Consider the following 15,224-nt stretch of genomic DNA (forward strand, 5'->3'; position numbering starts at 1 on the left):
TATCTCCTCTCATTTATGTGTATCCGGTGAGTTTAGGGAAACACCGTTACAATGACACCATCCATGTTGTTGCCTGATATCTCATAATGATGGTTTGATGGCACACGAATGGTTGTATCTTTGGTGACTTGGTAATATGAGATCTCATATGTTTCGCCCTGTATCGTCGTTGAAATCGATTTTTGTTCTTTTAGGAATGCTAAGTATTCTTCTAAAGCGAAGTTCTTTTCTTCCATGATCACGCTGTGGGGCAATCCAACATAGCGAATATGCCATGGTTCGTATTGGATACCCGTAACATCTGTTTTATCCTTTGGATACCGTAATATAAAGCCGTATTTCCACGCGTTTTCTTCGATCCACTTTCCTTCTGATGCCAGCTCCATCTTCCTTTGAGTGGATCCTACATCAAGTGATAGCCCCAAGTTGTGTTCGCTGTAGCCTGCAGGCAAGGCATAGTCGGACCCCATTTCCTGGTAAAGTGCACGTTGCTCTTCAAAGCCCCGATAGCCGCTATTGATGATGAAATGTCTAACCCCATCTTTACCGGCAGCAACGGTCATCTCGGAGAATTTATGTGCCACATCCTCCGACAATGTTATGTTGGTATCAAACAATCCGTATCCCTTTGTCAGTTCTTCATGCGTAAATAGATTGACAACGTCTGATGTTATACTCTCCTGCTGAACCGGATATTCTTGATTCACCAAAAGTAAATTCCCTTGAAAGACCTGTTCTTTTTTTATCTCGATCGTTTGAAAGTGTTCTGACGTCCCGCTATTTTCTACATGAGCATCGTTAAGATGAATCTCTACTTGATCTTGAAACGTTGATTCCTTATAAACAAATGTGAAACCCAAACATAATGCCAATAACAATAAAAATCCCCACTTCTTCATTTCACGTTCCTCCTTATTCTTAATATAGAATAGGAAAAACTGTTTAAAAAAAGAGTGGGGTAAAATTTAAATTTTTCTTAAATCCTTTATGAAATGGAATCTTGATCAGGTTCAATACCTTCCTGGGGTAAACGAACTTCAAATACCGTCCGTATGAGACTGCTTTCCACCGTAACCGTCCCATTATGTTGCTCCACAATATTCTTTGCAATAAATAAACCAAGCCCTGTGCCATCTTCTTGATGAGTTCGGGCTTTGTCACCGGTGTAAAACATATCAAAAAGATAAGGAAGTTCATTCGGAGGAATCCGGTCTCCATAATTCATAACCTGAACGACCACCTCTCCTCCATCGACAAACCCGTTAATATCTACAAACTGACCATCATATCCATAACGATTGGCATTGGTTAAAAGATTTTCAAACACACGGGCCAATAGCTCTCCGTCCCCCCAAATAGGTAATTGAGGCGGAATCGTGATTCGGGCGATCAAATGATTTTTTTCGAAAACAGGATATAATTCTTCCTTCAATTGATTAAGAAGATTCGATAAATTAATCTGCTTCTTATCTAAAGGCAGCATGCCATAATTCATTCGTGTTATTTCAAATAATTCGTCAATAAGCCGTTCCAATCGCTGAGACTTCGTAAAGGTAATCGTTAAATAATGTCTGACCTGTTCTTTAGTCAACTTCTCATCCTTAAGGATTAAATCTAAATAACCTAAAACAGACGTGAGGGGCGTACGCAAATCATGAGCCAAATTCACCACTAACTGTTCTTTACTGTTTTCTGAGAAATCGCCTCTTTGGATAGCTTCTTCTAGTTTTTCACTTGCGAGATTAATGGCTTGTGCAATATCACCAAACTCATCATTTGACTCGATATTCACCCGATGCTTAAAGTCGCCATTGGCGAGATACTGAATCCCCGTTGATAGTTCACTGAAATAGGTAGAAATTGGCTTAGTAAGCATATAGAAAAATAAGAGCGAAAGGGAGATAAACAGGATAAAAAAGACGTTAAAATCTCCAATGCTGTCAATGAATTGACGGAGTTGGGCCAATGGTTCACCACGACGGACCACCGAATGATAATAAAGCTGTAGTCCCCTAAAAAGGATGTAAGTGATCACACCGCCGAGAAGCATACTTAAACCAAATAATACGAGGACTTTGGCGCGAAAACTGCGTATAAATTTAGCCATTAAATGTATACCCCACTCCCCAAACCGTTTTGATTAACTTGTTCTTTCTCTTATCTTCCCCAAGTTTCTTCCGTAACGTACGAATATGCACCATTACCGTGTTGCCGCCTTCAAAGTAAGCATCATCCCATACCTGCTGAAAAATATTTTCTACACTATAAACCTTCTTTGGATGACTGGCCAATAAATACAAAATATCAAACTCTTTCGGCGTCAGCTCGATATTTTCACCATAAAGGAAAACCGTACGCTGATCAGGAGAAATCACAATTTCACCAAATTCCAACGTATCTTTCTTACCAGATACCTTAGGTTGATTCAACTTCATAAACCGTCGCAAATGCGCATTCACACGCGCAACCAATTCAATGGGAGTAAACGGCTTTGTTATATAATCATCCGCTCCAATCACCAGCCCATGTACCTTATCAAAATCAGACGTTTTCGCACTCAAAAAAAGGATCGGCATATTATACCGTTCCCGAATCAGACGAGTGGCATCATACCCATCCATCTCCGGCATCATAATATCCAAAATCAACAAATCAATCGATCGAGTCTCAATAACGCGAATGGCTTCCTGCCCATTATGTACTTTCACGACATCGTATCCTTCTTTTTCCAAATGAATGGCAACCAGGTCAGCTATTTCCTCCTCATCATCCGCAACCAGAATCGAAATACTCTTCATCTATCCCACTCCTATATCAAGTTACCTTTGATTATCAACAAATCTGTACTTTATTCTCTACTATTTCCTTTGATTATTCAAGGTAAGCATGGGGACGGTTCTGTTGCTTCTCTTATAATAGAAAAAGGAAGCACGAGAACCATCCCCGTGCTTTCAAGGGACGTCCCCCTCCCATCTCCCCACAAGTCTTAAGACCTACACAAAAGTCCACCTCAGGCTCATTATCAGCTATGGCTATACTCTATAAACTTAGTACATAAGCATATAGAAGTGAGGAGAGTGGAGATAATGACGAAGAATGTATATTTGATTCATGGTTTAATGGGAACGGGAGAAATGCATTTTAAGGAGCAATTAGGTCCTTTACGTGAGGAATTCACTGTAATTCCAATTGATTTACCGGGACACGGTCAGAATAGCCGGGATGCTGATGACCCCTTTTTCGAGCATACACTTGAGTGGCTTATAAGTGAACTCAGAAAAAGAGAGCCTGGTATCTTAATTGGACTTTCAATGGGAGCAAGTTTTGCCCTGCATGCAGCAATCAGATATCCCAAATTAACAAAAGGCATTGTCCTGACTGGCTATGTTCCAAGCATCCCCGAAGAAATGCACGCGATCATGGAAAGACAATATCATTTTTTACATAACATCAAAGCAGAAGCACCTGAAGTAGCGAAAGACTATCTTCTTCTCCATGGCCCCCGTTGGGAAACCACGTTACACAGGGTGGTGAAGTGTTTCACTTATCATTATCCAGTAGTATCTGATGAGCAAATAAAGAAGTTGACCATCCCTACACTACTCGTCAACGGCGGAAACGAAAAACATGAAGTGGATTCGGTCCACCATCTATCATCCATGAACAACCTTATCACACCAGGAATCATTCCAAACTGCGGTCACTTAGCCAACACGGAAAACCCTTCGATGTTTAATCGAATGACCCTGGAGTTTATTAGTAGTATTGCGTAGTGAACTAGGAATAAGGGCCCATGACCTCATTCCTCTCTCCTTCTCAAATACTCCTCATATACCTCTTTTGCTTTATCTTGTCTCGGTAAATCCTTTACTAATCCTCTATGTATATCACTTAGCAGATAAAGTCCCCTGAACAAACAGCCAGCCAGTATGCCGAAAGCAAGAACACCACCCACAATTGGGCCAGCCATAAGCAATCCGAAACCTAATAAACTCGCCAAAATTATTGACAGTACTAAATACAAAACAGAATCCCCCTTTTATCTCGGAACATCCCTCATTATGTCAAAAGTCTTACACTCTCTCAACCTTTCCTACTGGGAAATGGGGTCTGTCCCCCGGTGCGCTAATACTTTAGCATACCGAGGGACAGGCTTTAATTCGGGTCTGCTGTTTACCCTCCAGCACTCTCATCCACCACCAACGTCACATCCCCATGCCCTTTTAACACGGAAGCAGGAAACTGTTCATCAGGGAGACATTCTAAGAGCGTTTTTACTGCTTTTGCTTTATGACTGCCGGAAGCCAGCAACAGGATTCGTTTGCTTTTCAAAATCGATTGGATGCCCATCGTAATCGCATGTTGCGGAACCTCGTCCAGTGAAGAGAAGTACCTGGCGTTTGCCTTTCTAGTCGATTCAGCCAGTTCCACAATGTGTGTCTCACTCGTAATTGAAGTCCCTGGCTCATTGAACCCGATGTGGCCGTTCGAACCAATCCCGAGAATCTGCAGGTCTGGAGGTCCGATTTCTTCTATTAATCTTTCATATCGGAGGCACTCTGAATCCATTTCTTCAGCACTTCCGTTGGGAATATGGATATTTTCAGGGGAAACATTGATGTGTTTGAAGAGGTTATTCATCATATAAGTGTAATAGCTCTGTGGATGGTCTCGTCCCAGCCCGATATATTCATCGAGATTAAAGGTAGTGACATGACGGTAGTCGACGTTCCTTTCTTTAAATCCATTTATCATCTCCCGATAGGTTCCAAGCGGGGTTCCACCTGTTGCGAGTCCCAGGACAGAGTGAGGGGTTGACCGTACCACACGCTCTATTTCATTACAGGTATATTCGCTTAGTTCTTGATAATCCTTCACTGACACGACATTCATGATATTCTCCTTTCTTTCAAGCACCAACCCCGGTTTCCTTCGGGGAACCGGGGTTGGGTTATAATCCTATTGATCTAAGAATTTATCTAACTCTTTTTTAATGATAGTTGCCTCGGAGCCGATGACAATCTGGACATTTTTCTTGTCTACCTTGATGACGCCGTGAGCACCGGTCTGCTTGATTTTCTCTGTATTAACTTTGTCGGTGTCTTTCAATTCGAGACGAAGGCGCGTCATGCAGTGATCATTTATGACGACATTTTCTTTTCCTCCGATGTTTTCGAGGATTTTCTTTGCCATATATTCATGGTTTGAGTGGGAGAGTGACAGCTCTTTTTCTTCTGCCGTGGCTGCTGCCTCGAATTCGATATCGTCTTCCCGACCAATCAATTTAATATCCTTCTTCACGATGATGGTAGTGAAGGTGAAATAGTAAAGGGCAAAGAATACAAGTCCTACAGGAATGATGAGGAGCCCCCGGTCCGACAGGTTCAGGTTCACGACATAGTCGATCAGGCCAGCTCCCCATGAGAACCCGTGCCTGATATGAAGCATGTACAGCACCGCGCCTGCCAAACCGGTATAAACGGAATGGATGAAATAGAGAAGCGGTGATGTGAAAAGGAACGTAAATTCGATTGGTTCCGTGATTCCCGTCACAAAGGAAGTGGCTGCCCCGGAAGTCATCAGCGTTTTTGTTTCCTGCTTGCGTTTTTTGGCAGTCTTGGTGATTGCGAGTGCAATCGCCGGGATCCCGAACATCATCGTGACATAGAACCCCCCGATAAAGAAGCCGGCATTCGGATCTCCGCTAAGGAACCGGGTGATCTCGCCGTTCACGACTTCCCCAGAAGCGGTTTCATATTCCCCGAGCCCGAAATACGCATACGTGTTCAGGACATGGTGCAAGCCAAATGGCAGGAGGAAACGGTTTAGGAAACCGAAGATGAAGACTCCGAGGGCCCCAAGACCCATTAATGTCTTACTGAATGAATCAATTCCCATCTGGGCATAAGGCCAGATAAGCGACATGAACCCAGCTACTGGTATCATCGTAAAGATGATCATTGTGATCGGAAATTTCTCTCCACTGAAGAAGGCAAACATACTTGGCAGTTTGGTATCTTTGAATCGATTATAGATGAATGCTGAGATCAAACCTGCTATAACCCCACCGAACACACTCATGTTCAGTTCAGGATCCATGATTTTCAATCCTTCTTTTAACACAATGATGGCGAGAAACCCGGTCAATGCTGGTATCCCTTTATCCCTTGTGTTCGCAAGCCCCATCGCGATCCCGATCGCAATGAGTGCGTCCATTTGTGCCAAGATCACCCCTGCTGCCTGAAACAATGGAACGTCTAATAAATCCGGTGCAGTCAACCTTAGTAACAACCCGGCAATCGGCAAAGCAACAATCGGAATCAACAGCGATTTACCTAACTTCTGCAAGAAACCGTTCATGAAAAATCCCCCCTAGTAAATTAAATCCCCTTGTACGTCGTTAACTCAATATCTGACCGTGACTTGAGCAACCGGATAATTTCCGGATGAGTCAAGAATTCGACTTCGTCCACCCTTGGATACGTAAACGATGAAGTTGCCATCAGTTTTTTATCCAGATAGGCAGGATGGCACATCACTTCCACCGAGTCACTCTCTTCAAAAAGTGTATCCAGGGCTTCCCCATCTTTTAAAGCGTTTTCAATTAAGTATGAAAAAGAATCGGTGGTCTTAAACCCAGGAGGAACGTCCATATTGTTCCTCACCGGGAGTCCGTATTCTTTCGCAAGAGTCAGGAATACCTGGGGAATGCCCCCGAATGAATTCACGTGATGGTGGCTGTCCAGGTGAGTTGGTGTTAAACCATACGAGAGAAAAGCTTCGATCTGAGCCTTCCATTCTGCATACACTTCTTCATAGTCGATCGTAAAGGCCCCTTTATAAAAGCTCAGTGAACGAAAAACACCATTCACATCGACAATAGTCCGGTGAGTATCGAGCATCGGACGGTCACACGTCAAGACAAGATGGACGCCTACACCGAGGTCCGGATTTTCCTTAGCCAGTCGGACGGCATGTTCCGCACCCGGCATATTGCTCATGAAGGTCGTCGAGGTAAGGACCCCTTGTTGGTGGCAGTCGATGATGCCGTGATTGACCCCTCTCGAATAACCAAAGTCATCCGCATTGATAATCAGCTTTTTCATCTTCTTCCCTCCTGATTTCCCTGCTCCCGTCAAAGGACAGGAGCAGGATTTTTCTACTTCAGCTCCGGCCAATAAGGGCCGTTCACTTCGATCATCTCATCCACTATCGCTTTCGCTTTTACTGGGTTGATGACCGTACGATTGAGCGTCAGTGCCTGCACTAATTTTACGTAGCTGTTTTCAAAATAAGCTTCTGTTACCAGTTTTTCATAAGCATATTGCCCTTCGATCAACCCTTTATAAAATACCGGGATTTCGCCGATTGCAAAAGGCTTCGGTCCATTCGCCGTCATCAACGCCGGCACCTCGACCATCGCATCATGTGGCAGATTGGATATGATTCCGTTATTCTCAACAATCACGATGTACCGCTCATTTAGGTTATACGCTAATGATGCAGCAGCTTTCACCATGAACACTCCATGGATATCAACATGAAGATCGGCCCCTTCCGCTGTACCCTGTTCAATGATGCCATCACAGGTATCGTGGACTCGCTTTTGGCGGCCGTCAATCACTTGTCTTGCCCGGGTACAATTGGGATCCTCTTTCTCCACCATTTGATCTGGATATAGATAATACTGCAGATACGTATTCGGAAGGAACTCTGGAAAATCCATCAACATCTTTCTTGCCTGTTCAAAGGTTTTCTGCCACGATACATCATTGGCAATCTCCTTGTCCTCAGGAATGAACCCTTCATGAATGATCTTCGACTTAAGCCGGTCCGTGTGGTCGTTTCCTGCTGTATCATAAATCTTTGTAAACCAGCCGAAATGATTCAGACCGAAGTACTCCGGTACGATGTCCCAGACTTCGAGGCCTAACATTTTTGCATAGCTGATCATGATGGCGATAGGCATGTCACAGATGTTCAATAGTCTTTCATCGTCAGGGAATTCTTTTTTCAACGCCACCGCCACGATGGCTGCTGGATTCGTATAATTCAATATCCAAGCCTTAGGAGCATACTCCCGGATGTCCTTGACAAGCTGAATCATATCCCCGATGGATCTCAGCCCGTATGCCATCCCACCAGGACCGCATGTTTCCTGGCCGACGACTCCATGCTTGAGGGAAATTTGTTCATCTTTTTCACGCATCGCCAACCCGCCGGTCCGGATCTGGACAAATACGAAATCCGCGTCTTCAAACGCCTCCTTTTTATCCGTCGTATATGAAAAGGATTCGAGTTCCGGGTATCTCTCTTTAAAGAGGATTTCCGTTGCTTCGGCATTCCGTTCCTGCCGCTTTTCATCAATATCATAGAATACTAGATCTTTTAAAGGAAAGTGGTCTTTCTCTTCAATTAAACTCATCATCATCCCCATAGTGTAGGTGCTCCCACTTCCGGCAATGACCAAACGCTGCTTTTTCATATATGCTCCTTCCCTCTTTCTATTATTTAATACAAATATAATACAACTTTAAAAAACTTGCAAGAAAAACTTGTATTATTTATGTATTAACTGAAATAATTTCAATTATGGGGTGAAAAAAACATTCAGTTGTTTTATATTGGTATTAACATATCTAAAAAGGTGGGAAATATTGAACACTCATACTCCTTTATATAAACAAGTAGCCAATCAGATCAAAAAACACATTCAGTCCGATAACCTCGACAAGGATGATGCCATTCCATCAGAGCAAAAACTCTCGGAGTCATTCAACGTCAGCAGGGTCACTATCCGGCAGGCAATCAAATTATTGGTGGATGAAGGAATTTTGTATAAGGTAAGAGGAAGCGGGACGTACGTAAAGCAGCCTAAAATCGAGCACGATATCTACCGGCTCCAGGGATTCACCGAGGAAATGGAAAGCCTCAATCATGTCCCATCCAATCAGGTTCTCGAATTTTCCATGCAGCTCCCAGCAGAGCCCATCAAAGAAAAACTCAACCTCAAAGAAAATGAGAAAGTATTCTTTATCCGGCGCTTAAGAAGTGGGGACGGAGAACCTATGATCCTCGAGGAAACCTACATGCCCGTCACCCTGTTCCCCGACTTATCAGTCGAAGTGATGACCCGCTCCAAGTATGAATACGTCGAGAAAAAAGGATACAAAATCAAAGAACGCCAGGGAGAAATCCTCCCCCACATCCCCAGCAAGGAACTTCGGGACATATTGCAGATGAAAGACTCATCCTGCCTTGCCATGAACCTGTGTGCATACCTCGAAGACGACACCATCTTCGAATACACACAATTGTATTTTAGAAGTGAGAAGTATACGTTTAAGTTTACTTCGAGGAGGTTTTAGGGAGATAGCACTTGATGGTAAAATGGGGTTTATATCAACCAAAAAAGCAGCAGCTTACGTTTGAAGTAAGCTGCTGCTTTCTTAAAAACCAAAAGAAGTGCCTTATTGATACCAGGGGACAGGTACCTTGGCTCATATAGGCCGGGCATTTGAGAGAGGAGCCTTATTATCGAGGAGTGAGCCAAGTGGATTCTAACTCTTTTAATATTACAGGGGAAAAATCGGTCCATGTGACTTCAATCATTTACCCAGCCATTCATTTAATTCCTTTACAGGACCATCCTCATTCTTCTGCGTAACATCCATCCCCCTCACTTCTTCAACCAGTGGTAGCAAATGGTTTATCCTCTCTTCATCCACATCATCAGGGTCCATATCGGCAACGAAATCCTGCATGCTATACATTGGAATCTTCACGATCATTTCTATAGCATTCTTTCTCTTGAAAGGGACTATATCTTCTTATGTCTTTATTACGATATCTGCACTGTCTAAAGGCTTGAACGTATTAATGTAATATTCCTCTGCCTTCCAATACCTTCTTTCAAATTTTTCCCGATTACGTTTAGTCGTTTTTGTTTCACGCATAAATCTTCTTTCCTGAGAACAGTCCAAAAATAATACCTTGTCAAAAAATCCCTGCCATTCTTTCCGTTGGAGAAAAACCCCTTCAATCACAATCAATCCTGTTTTAGGCAATGTAACGGTTCTAATTTCTTGGGTATCGGTATCAGAATGATAATATGGAAGGTTTATTTGATCACAGTCTATGAGTTTCTCAAAAAAGTTTCTCTTCAGCCAATCAACGTCCCATTGTAATTGAAAATATTCATACCATTCTTCAAACCCAGTATTATAACGGCCTTCTCTTTCAACAATATGATCATCAATATGAAAAAAATAATATTCGATTTCTTCATTATCAAGGGTTTCTTGAAGCTGTTTTACTAAAGTTGTTTTTCCAGAGCGACTTAGCCCATCTATTCCTAGGATATATCTATTTTGAGATTTCACTAATGAAATCAGTTCTGATATAATTTCCAACACTTTCACCATTTCCTATTATGTTTTTCATTTCTTAAAAAACTTCATGTAAAGAAATATGAAACGATTACCATTCAATATGTTACCACAAATTTAACATTTTTCCATTAATGCCCTATTTTCATTCTAATTTTTATATCATTTTTGTAAGTACAAGGTTCCTCTCTCAGATGATTCGTCCGCTCCACTAGCGTAGAAGCAGCTTCTTCTTCAGTATAAACACAACTTAAAACGATGCACTAGACGAAGCCGCCTGATCTGCCTTCACACAATCAATCGCAATCACAAGGGCAAGAATCATCGTCTCCATCTCTTCCTCCAGGATCCGCACCCTGTAGCTGTCGCCCCAACTGAACCATTCCTTGCCCACTTCACCTATGACTCTGCCCTGGTGTAACACCTGAAAGTCCATGTCCATCCAGTTTCCCTCTACTTCAATTCCTGCCGCATCAATGGAATACTTGGCTTTCAGGAAGGATAATTCCTTTTTGATCGTCACGACCTCTTGACCATTCACCTCAACAAAGAATGTCGGAAGAAAGCTTAACACCTTTTTCGTGATCAGAGCTACCTCATTTCGGTCTGTATTCATGATGGAGAAGGTTTTTGGAACCTTCATAAAGCTCCCTTCGACATAATAGACGTCCTTCTCATCCTGGTCCTTTACGGTGAATTTCTCGCTGAGACTGAATACCTTTTGTTTGATGTATAGTTGTTTCATGATTTGCCTCCCCAATTTTAGTCCTTACATTATCTACGAATGAGTTAGGAGGAAAGTTCCAGTATTTTCACAAAATAAAAGCCATTCCCATACAAAAGGAATGGCCCATACTCTCTCTTTATCTCTCACACGCCCAGTCATCTTTATCCCGGTCATGTTTCCGTGCATAAGCAGGATGATCCGCAGGGACTCCGTCCGGATAGACTTTTCTCAGTTCGGTACAGTTTTGATAAAACTCCTGTTGTTGAGTAGCCCCTGGTTCTTCCGTTGTTGCACTGGAGCTGGATTTAGGTGTGGCTGCTGTCGCTGTTTTCTTTCCTTCCTTTTGATCCAAGTCCCCTTTAGTCGTCCCATTTTCACCGTAAGCCCAGAGTCCTGTTTCATTCTCCCTTGCTTCCCGGGCGAATTTCACGAAATAGTCGCTGTATTTCACATCCGGATTGTAGGTGGACGGCTCTGCATATCCGTTTAATACGAGGTCCGCATTGAACATTTTGGTACGGATTTCTTCTTCGCTCATATCATCCTTAGGGATCTCAAGCCAGATCAGGCGCAGGGAACGGTTGTACCGGTCCATTTCAGACACATCTTTTTGAAGCCAGACCGTTTTGCCTTCCAGCTTTTCGGTCGTGTAGTTGCTAGCTTCTTTTCCGTATTCTTCTGTTCTCGTTGTGGACTCGGGGGTGTTGACGCCGATGAACCGGACTTTTCTTCCATCCTTCAATTCGACTGTATCTCCGTCCACCACGCGGCTAACCAACACTTCTTCCAATCCGAATGAGTCGGCCAGTTCCTGCTGCTCTTTCTCCGCTTTTTCCTTTGCCGCCTTTTCTTCAGCCAGTTTCTTTTCTTCTTCTTCCTTGGCTTTCTTCTCTTCAGCCGCCTTCTGTTCTTCCTCTGCCTTCGCCTGCTGATCGGCTTCTTTCTCAGCCTGGGCATTGGTGTCTTTATTCACTTCTTCTGATGGAGATCCACAGCCCCCGAGGATGATTCCCAGAATTCCGACCGTGATCAACCAGCCTGTGAACGCCCTCTTGCCTTTTCTCTTTTGAGAAGATTGATATAAGCTAAACGCCACGATCAATAATCCAACCCATGCTACAGGTGTAATCATCGCTAGAAGCATGGTGAAAACGATGGCAATGGCCACCATGATCATATGTAATCCTTTCATTTCAGCACCCCATAATATTTTTTCGTTCAAACCCTCTGAATGACCGCTACATTTTTAACAGATTTGTATATTAATTGTAATACAAAAATTGCTTATTTATCAGATAATCTCGTAATTTAGTAAAGAATTTTCTGTTCCGGACAGAAAAAAAGCAGAAGCTTGACGCAGCTCCTGCACTTTTCTGTATTCTCTTACTGCTGTTGAGTCACTTTTTTCATATTATCCTGAAGTTCCAAGATCCGGTTTGTACCCTCTTCACGCAGGCGTTTGTTCTCTTCTTCGATCGATTTCGTTTCCTGCAATCCTTTTACGATCGTATTCCAGGACTCTTCGATCGTTTCAATTTGAACGCTTGGTCTTCCGGCTAGTTTGGCAATCTCGGTACTTTGATTGGCAATGTTTTGTGCATTCCGTTTCAGCATTTCATTGGTACGGCGATCCAGCTCGTTCATGGAATCGGCAACAAGCTTCTGGCGCTTGGCCGTGACGGCCTGGATGATACCGTTTTTGAAGATCGGGATCGTGATGATAAACGCAGAGTTGATCTTTCCGATTAGTTTCGTATTCCCGCGCTGCAGAAGACGAATTTGCGGTGCTGTCTGCAGGGCGACCATGCGGGCCAAGTCCAGGTCATATACGCGTTCTTCAAGGGTTTGGATGGCACTCTTTAACGTATCGAGTTCTAGTTGCGCCATCTGGTCCCCGTTCATCGCTTTTTGTTCATAACCCGGCAGCATGTTCTTCAGTTCGTCCAATTTGATTTGGCCGGCGACGACGTATTTTTCCAGCTCCATATAATATTGGATGTTGTTTTCATACATGTCTTCAAGCGTCATCGTGGATTTTGTCATTTCATCTTTGTACTTCGAGATTTCGACGTGGACTTTCTCGATTTCGCCACCCAGTGTCTGGTATTTGCCAAAGATCTTTTCGATCATGTCGTTGCCCCGGTTGAACAGTTTACCTAAGAGGCCGACTTTTTTCTCTTCGAAATCTTTCTTATCAAAGCGATCCATGATCTTTCCGAGCTGCTTCAGCATGGTCCCTGAGTCTGTGACTTCCGTTGTCCGCATCATGGACAGGATACGGTCTGAGAATTGGGAGATCTGCACAGCTGGCTCTTTCCCGAATTCCAACAGTTCCATTTGATTCTTCGTGTCCACTTGTTGGGATAGTCGGATGACTTCGGGATCCTGGCGAAGTTCCTTGCGGATGTCCTCAGCCTTTTTCTCTGTGATCACTTCATTGTTTTCAAGGGTTGCGACTCCTGTTTCGTTTACCATATTTCTTCACTCCTATTTATGGGATTTGATTGTGTTGAAAATCCTTCTAACAAACGAAGGTTCTTTAAACTCAAGCTCAAATGACATTTCCTCCAGCCAGTGGGTATCGAATACATTGGACTCGATAAATTGCTCGATGCAATTATGTCCCGGCGGATTATAGACCGCGATATCGGCTCCCAGTTCATTAAAGAAGAGGAGCCTTGCTGCATCCGAACGGGACAGCATGCCATTCATTTCATTATTGAAGAGAACGAGCTTCGGAACATCCTGTGAATAATCAAACTTCTGTATCAGTTTCAAATCTTCCATGGAAAGATCTGTCGCTTGAGTGAATAGATAAAGTTGTACGTCCTCCGTTCGTTCATGATTCAACGGGAGGAGCCGTGGACTTTCGCACATTTTCGAGATCACATGAGCGATGGCCCGCTGTACTCCTTCAGGAAGATGCTTATATTGCCACCAGTTGCCGGTCATCATTTTCTCCACATCAAGCGTTCCGTCACTCCCCATGGAATGCTGATAATGGAAGGTATGATTGGCTTTCACTTCCGTTGTGAACGGAAAACGCTGAATCAACACCGCATTCTTGTCTTCTACCAAACTATGTAAACGGCTCCAGTACTCCTTGTGGTTCTCTGAAACCCCCATAATTTTGGCGAAAATGGCCGGAATCTCCACTTCCTGCTTTGTGGCTTTGAAGTTCGGCCGGACGAATGCTTTCTCTTTACTGATGAGAAACAGTTCATCATACGTGGTTTTCAGGGTGACCGAGGTAGGCAGACTGTTGCGGAATTGCCATGGTTTATACAGTTGCGACCCGTCATGAAACAACACATCATTCATTTCCTGGGTGGCACGGTAGGCCACAGTCGACTGACGATCCGGTTTCTCAGTCGGGAACGGCTCCAATTCCCCATTGGTTGGGTTATGTACGACTTTGGAGAATGTTTCATCCGGATCCAGATCCGCAAACTGGTCCTTTCCCCCGGGATGGAAGATCAGGACATCACACCCGATGGTCATCAGGTAATAAAGAAAGTACAACTGGCTCTTCGTTGCGTCCCCGTACCAAATGATCCGGGGCATTTCAACTTCGGGATCGAGCTCTTTCAGCCATGGGTCCAGGTGGTTCCACGACCATTTCACCACATCCACCAACACTCTTCGGAAATCGGGACTGCCCAAACCGCCGGGATGCTTTTTCTCAAATGTGGCGAGCACCGAAATAAGGGATTGTCTCAGCAGTCTGTGAAACTGCTGGTTGGAATGACTGGGAATAAGTCGCTCCCCTTCCATGAACGCGACAATCCGGTTGACGGAAAGCCCTTTTTCTTTCTGATTGATCATAATGATCTTCTGAACACGCTGAAACATGTCTTGTGAGATTTCTTTATTTAATTCCTCACTTAAAACATGAACCCCATCGGAAGAATATAGTTCATAGAGGGAGAGATAATAATCCGTTTCATCATAACCAATCCCCACGATCCTTCCGGTGACCTGGCAAAAGGTCAGTTGTTCATTTTTTTCATAAGGAGTTCGTTCATTCAGTTTTTTATATAGAGTAAGTTTCCATTTATCTGAGTCAATCTCTGCCTGAGTTATATGGATACTGGAATAATCACTCATGA

Annotated in this window: 16 protein-coding genes; 2 read left to right on the forward strand and 14 right to left on the reverse strand. The window is 43.5% G+C overall.

All coding sequences use genetic code 11. From position 1 onward, the window contains the following. Nucleotides 1–32: 32 nt before the first annotated feature. The 3 genes from vanY to vanR form a co-directional block, all read right to left on the reverse strand. A complete protein-coding gene (vanY, locus tag NQ095_RS07200; RefSeq protein WP_258262791.1) occupies nucleotides 33–899 on the reverse strand; it encodes a VanY-A/VanY-F/VanY-M family D-Ala-D-Ala carboxypeptidase in 867 nt (288 codons plus the stop codon). Between the two features lie 86 nt (nucleotides 900–985). Next, nucleotides 986–2,107: a HAMP domain-containing sensor histidine kinase gene (locus tag NQ095_RS07205; RefSeq protein WP_258262792.1), complete on the reverse strand. Its 1,122-nt coding sequence runs from the start codon at nucleotides 2,105–2,107 to the stop codon at nucleotides 986–988. Further along, the gene (gene vanR / locus NQ095_RS07210; RefSeq protein WP_258262793.1) at nucleotides 2,100–2,798 is read right to left on the reverse strand and encodes a vancomycin resistance response regulator transcription factor, VanR-F/VanR-M family; all 699 of its coding nucleotides are present in this window, start codon (nucleotides 2,796–2,798) and stop codon (nucleotides 2,100–2,102) included. Before vanR ends, NQ095_RS07205 begins: the two co-directional genes overlap by 8 nt. A 288-nt stretch (nucleotides 2,799–3,086) precedes the next feature. Here vanR and NQ095_RS07215 point away from each other — a divergent pair, with 288 nt between their 5' ends. Next, nucleotides 3,087–3,773, forward strand: a complete 687-nt coding sequence (locus NQ095_RS07215; protein ID WP_258262794.1) for an alpha/beta fold hydrolase — start codon at nucleotides 3,087–3,089, stop codon at nucleotides 3,771–3,773. 26 nt (nucleotides 3,774–3,799) lie between these two features. On the opposite strand, the gene NQ095_RS07220 is transcribed toward NQ095_RS07215, so the two are convergent. The 5 genes from NQ095_RS07220 to NQ095_RS07240 form a co-directional block, all read right to left on the reverse strand. Beyond that, nucleotides 3,800–4,000, reverse strand: a complete 201-nt coding sequence (locus tag NQ095_RS07220) for a hypothetical protein (protein ID WP_258262795.1) — start codon at nucleotides 3,998–4,000, stop codon at nucleotides 3,800–3,802. A gap of 173 nt (nucleotides 4,001–4,173) precedes the next feature. Beyond that, on the reverse strand, nucleotides 4,174–4,893 hold the full coding sequence (gene nagB / locus NQ095_RS07225) for a glucosamine-6-phosphate deaminase (RefSeq protein ID WP_258262796.1): 720 nt from the start codon (nucleotides 4,891–4,893) through the stop codon (nucleotides 4,174–4,176). A gap of 66 nt (nucleotides 4,894–4,959) precedes the next feature. Beyond that, nucleotides 4,960–6,360, reverse strand: coding sequence for a PTS transporter subunit EIIC (locus tag NQ095_RS07230; RefSeq protein ID WP_258262797.1), 1,401 nt, complete (start codon nucleotides 6,358–6,360; stop codon nucleotides 4,960–4,962). Between the two features lie 20 nt (nucleotides 6,361–6,380). Next, nucleotides 6,381–7,106: a chitin disaccharide deacetylase gene (gene chbG / locus NQ095_RS07235; RefSeq protein WP_258262798.1), complete on the reverse strand. Its 726-nt coding sequence runs from the start codon at nucleotides 7,104–7,106 to the stop codon at nucleotides 6,381–6,383. 53 nt (nucleotides 7,107–7,159) lie between these two features. Then, nucleotides 7,160–8,485, reverse strand: coding sequence for a 6-phospho-alpha-glucosidase (locus NQ095_RS07240; protein ID WP_258262799.1), 1,326 nt, complete (start codon nucleotides 8,483–8,485; stop codon nucleotides 7,160–7,162). Nucleotides 8,486–8,657: 172 nt separating this feature from the next. Here NQ095_RS07240 and NQ095_RS07245 point away from each other — a divergent pair, with 172 nt between their 5' ends. Continuing rightward, a complete protein-coding gene (locus NQ095_RS07245) occupies nucleotides 8,658–9,368 on the forward strand; it encodes a GntR family transcriptional regulator (protein WP_258262800.1) in 711 nt (236 codons plus the stop codon). Nucleotides 9,369–9,608: 240 nt separating this feature from the next. Here the strand turns inward: NQ095_RS07245 and NQ095_RS07250 are convergent, their stop codons facing one another. The 6 genes from NQ095_RS07250 to NQ095_RS07275 all read right to left on the reverse strand — a co-directional run bounded on the left by NQ095_RS07250 (nucleotide 9,609) and on the right by NQ095_RS07275 (nucleotide 15,222). Further along, nucleotides 9,609–9,791 carry a hypothetical protein gene (locus tag NQ095_RS07250; protein WP_258262801.1) on the reverse strand — a complete coding sequence of 61 codons (183 nt, stop codon included), beginning with the start codon at nucleotides 9,789–9,791 and terminating at the stop codon, nucleotides 9,609–9,611. A 39-nt stretch (nucleotides 9,792–9,830) separates the two neighbouring features. Continuing rightward, nucleotides 9,831–10,424 (reverse strand): kinase, encoded by a 594-nt coding sequence (locus NQ095_RS07255; protein WP_258262802.1) that lies wholly within the window; start codon nucleotides 10,422–10,424, stop codon nucleotides 9,831–9,833. A 214-nt stretch (nucleotides 10,425–10,638) separates the two neighbouring features. Then, the gene (locus NQ095_RS07260; protein WP_258262803.1) at nucleotides 10,639–11,133 is read right to left on the reverse strand and encodes an LURP-one-related/scramblase family protein; all 495 of its coding nucleotides are present in this window, start codon (nucleotides 11,131–11,133) and stop codon (nucleotides 10,639–10,641) included. A 118-nt stretch (nucleotides 11,134–11,251) separates the two neighbouring features. Further along, on the reverse strand, nucleotides 11,252–12,307 hold the full coding sequence (locus NQ095_RS07265; protein ID WP_258262804.1) for a thermonuclease family protein: 1,056 nt from the start codon (nucleotides 12,305–12,307) through the stop codon (nucleotides 11,252–11,254). A gap of 191 nt (nucleotides 12,308–12,498) precedes the next feature. Next, nucleotides 12,499–13,590: a toxic anion resistance protein gene (locus NQ095_RS07270; protein ID WP_258262805.1), complete on the reverse strand. Its 1,092-nt coding sequence runs from the start codon at nucleotides 13,588–13,590 to the stop codon at nucleotides 12,499–12,501. 12 nt (nucleotides 13,591–13,602) lie between these two features. Further along, nucleotides 13,603–15,222 (reverse strand): YceG family protein, encoded by a 1,620-nt coding sequence (locus tag NQ095_RS07275; RefSeq protein ID WP_258262848.1) that lies wholly within the window; start codon nucleotides 15,220–15,222, stop codon nucleotides 13,603–13,605. Nucleotides 15,223–15,224: the final 2 nt, after the last annotated feature.

This window comes from Rossellomorea sp. SC111 (assembly GCF_024733565.1).
Classification (GTDB): Bacteria; Bacillota; Bacilli; order Bacillales; family Bacillaceae_B; genus Rossellomorea.

Bases quoted from the DNA above. Each gene is read 5' to 3' on its own strand.
- vanY (WP_258262791.1), bottom strand. From the start codon at position 899: ATGAAGAAGTGGGGATTTTTATTGTTATTGGCATTATGTTTGGGTTTC.
- NQ095_RS07205 (WP_258262792.1), bottom strand. From the start codon at position 2,107: ATGGCTAAATTTATACGCAGTTTTCGCGCCAAAGTCCTCGTATTATTT.
- vanR (WP_258262793.1), bottom strand. From the start codon at position 2,798: ATGAAGAGTATTTCGATTCTGGTTGCGGATGATGAGGAGGAAATAGCT.
- NQ095_RS07215 (WP_258262794.1), top strand. From the start codon at position 3,087: ATGACGAAGAATGTATATTTGATTCATGGTTTAATGGGAACGGGAGAA.
- nagB (WP_258262796.1), bottom strand. From the start codon at position 4,893: ATGAATGTCGTGTCAGTGAAGGATTATCAAGAACTAAGCGAATATACC.
- NQ095_RS07230 (WP_258262797.1), bottom strand. From the start codon at position 6,360: ATGAACGGTTTCTTGCAGAAGTTAGGTAAATCGCTGTTGATTCCGATT.
- chbG (WP_258262798.1), bottom strand. From the start codon at position 7,106: ATGAAAAAGCTGATTATCAATGCGGATGACTTTGGTTATTCGAGAGGG.
- NQ095_RS07240 (WP_258262799.1), bottom strand. From the start codon at position 8,485: ATGAAAAAGCAGCGTTTGGTCATTGCCGGAAGTGGGAGCACCTACACT.
- NQ095_RS07250 (WP_258262801.1), bottom strand. From the start codon at position 9,791: ATGATCGTGAAGATTCCAATGTATAGCATGCAGGATTTCGTTGCCGAT.
- NQ095_RS07255 (WP_258262802.1), bottom strand. From the start codon at position 10,424: ATGGTGAAAGTGTTGGAAATTATATCAGAACTGATTTCATTAGTGAAA.
- NQ095_RS07260 (WP_258262803.1), bottom strand. From the start codon at position 11,133: ATGAAACAACTATACATCAAACAAAAGGTATTCAGTCTCAGCGAGAAA.
- NQ095_RS07265 (WP_258262804.1), bottom strand. From the start codon at position 12,307: ATGAAAGGATTACATATGATCATGGTGGCCATTGCCATCGTTTTCACC.
- NQ095_RS07270 (WP_258262805.1), bottom strand. From the start codon at position 13,590: ATGGTAAACGAAACAGGAGTCGCAACCCTTGAAAACAATGAAGTGATC.
- NQ095_RS07275 (WP_258262848.1), bottom strand. From the start codon at position 15,222: ATGAGTGATTATTCCAGTATCCATATAACTCAGGCAGAGATTGACTCA.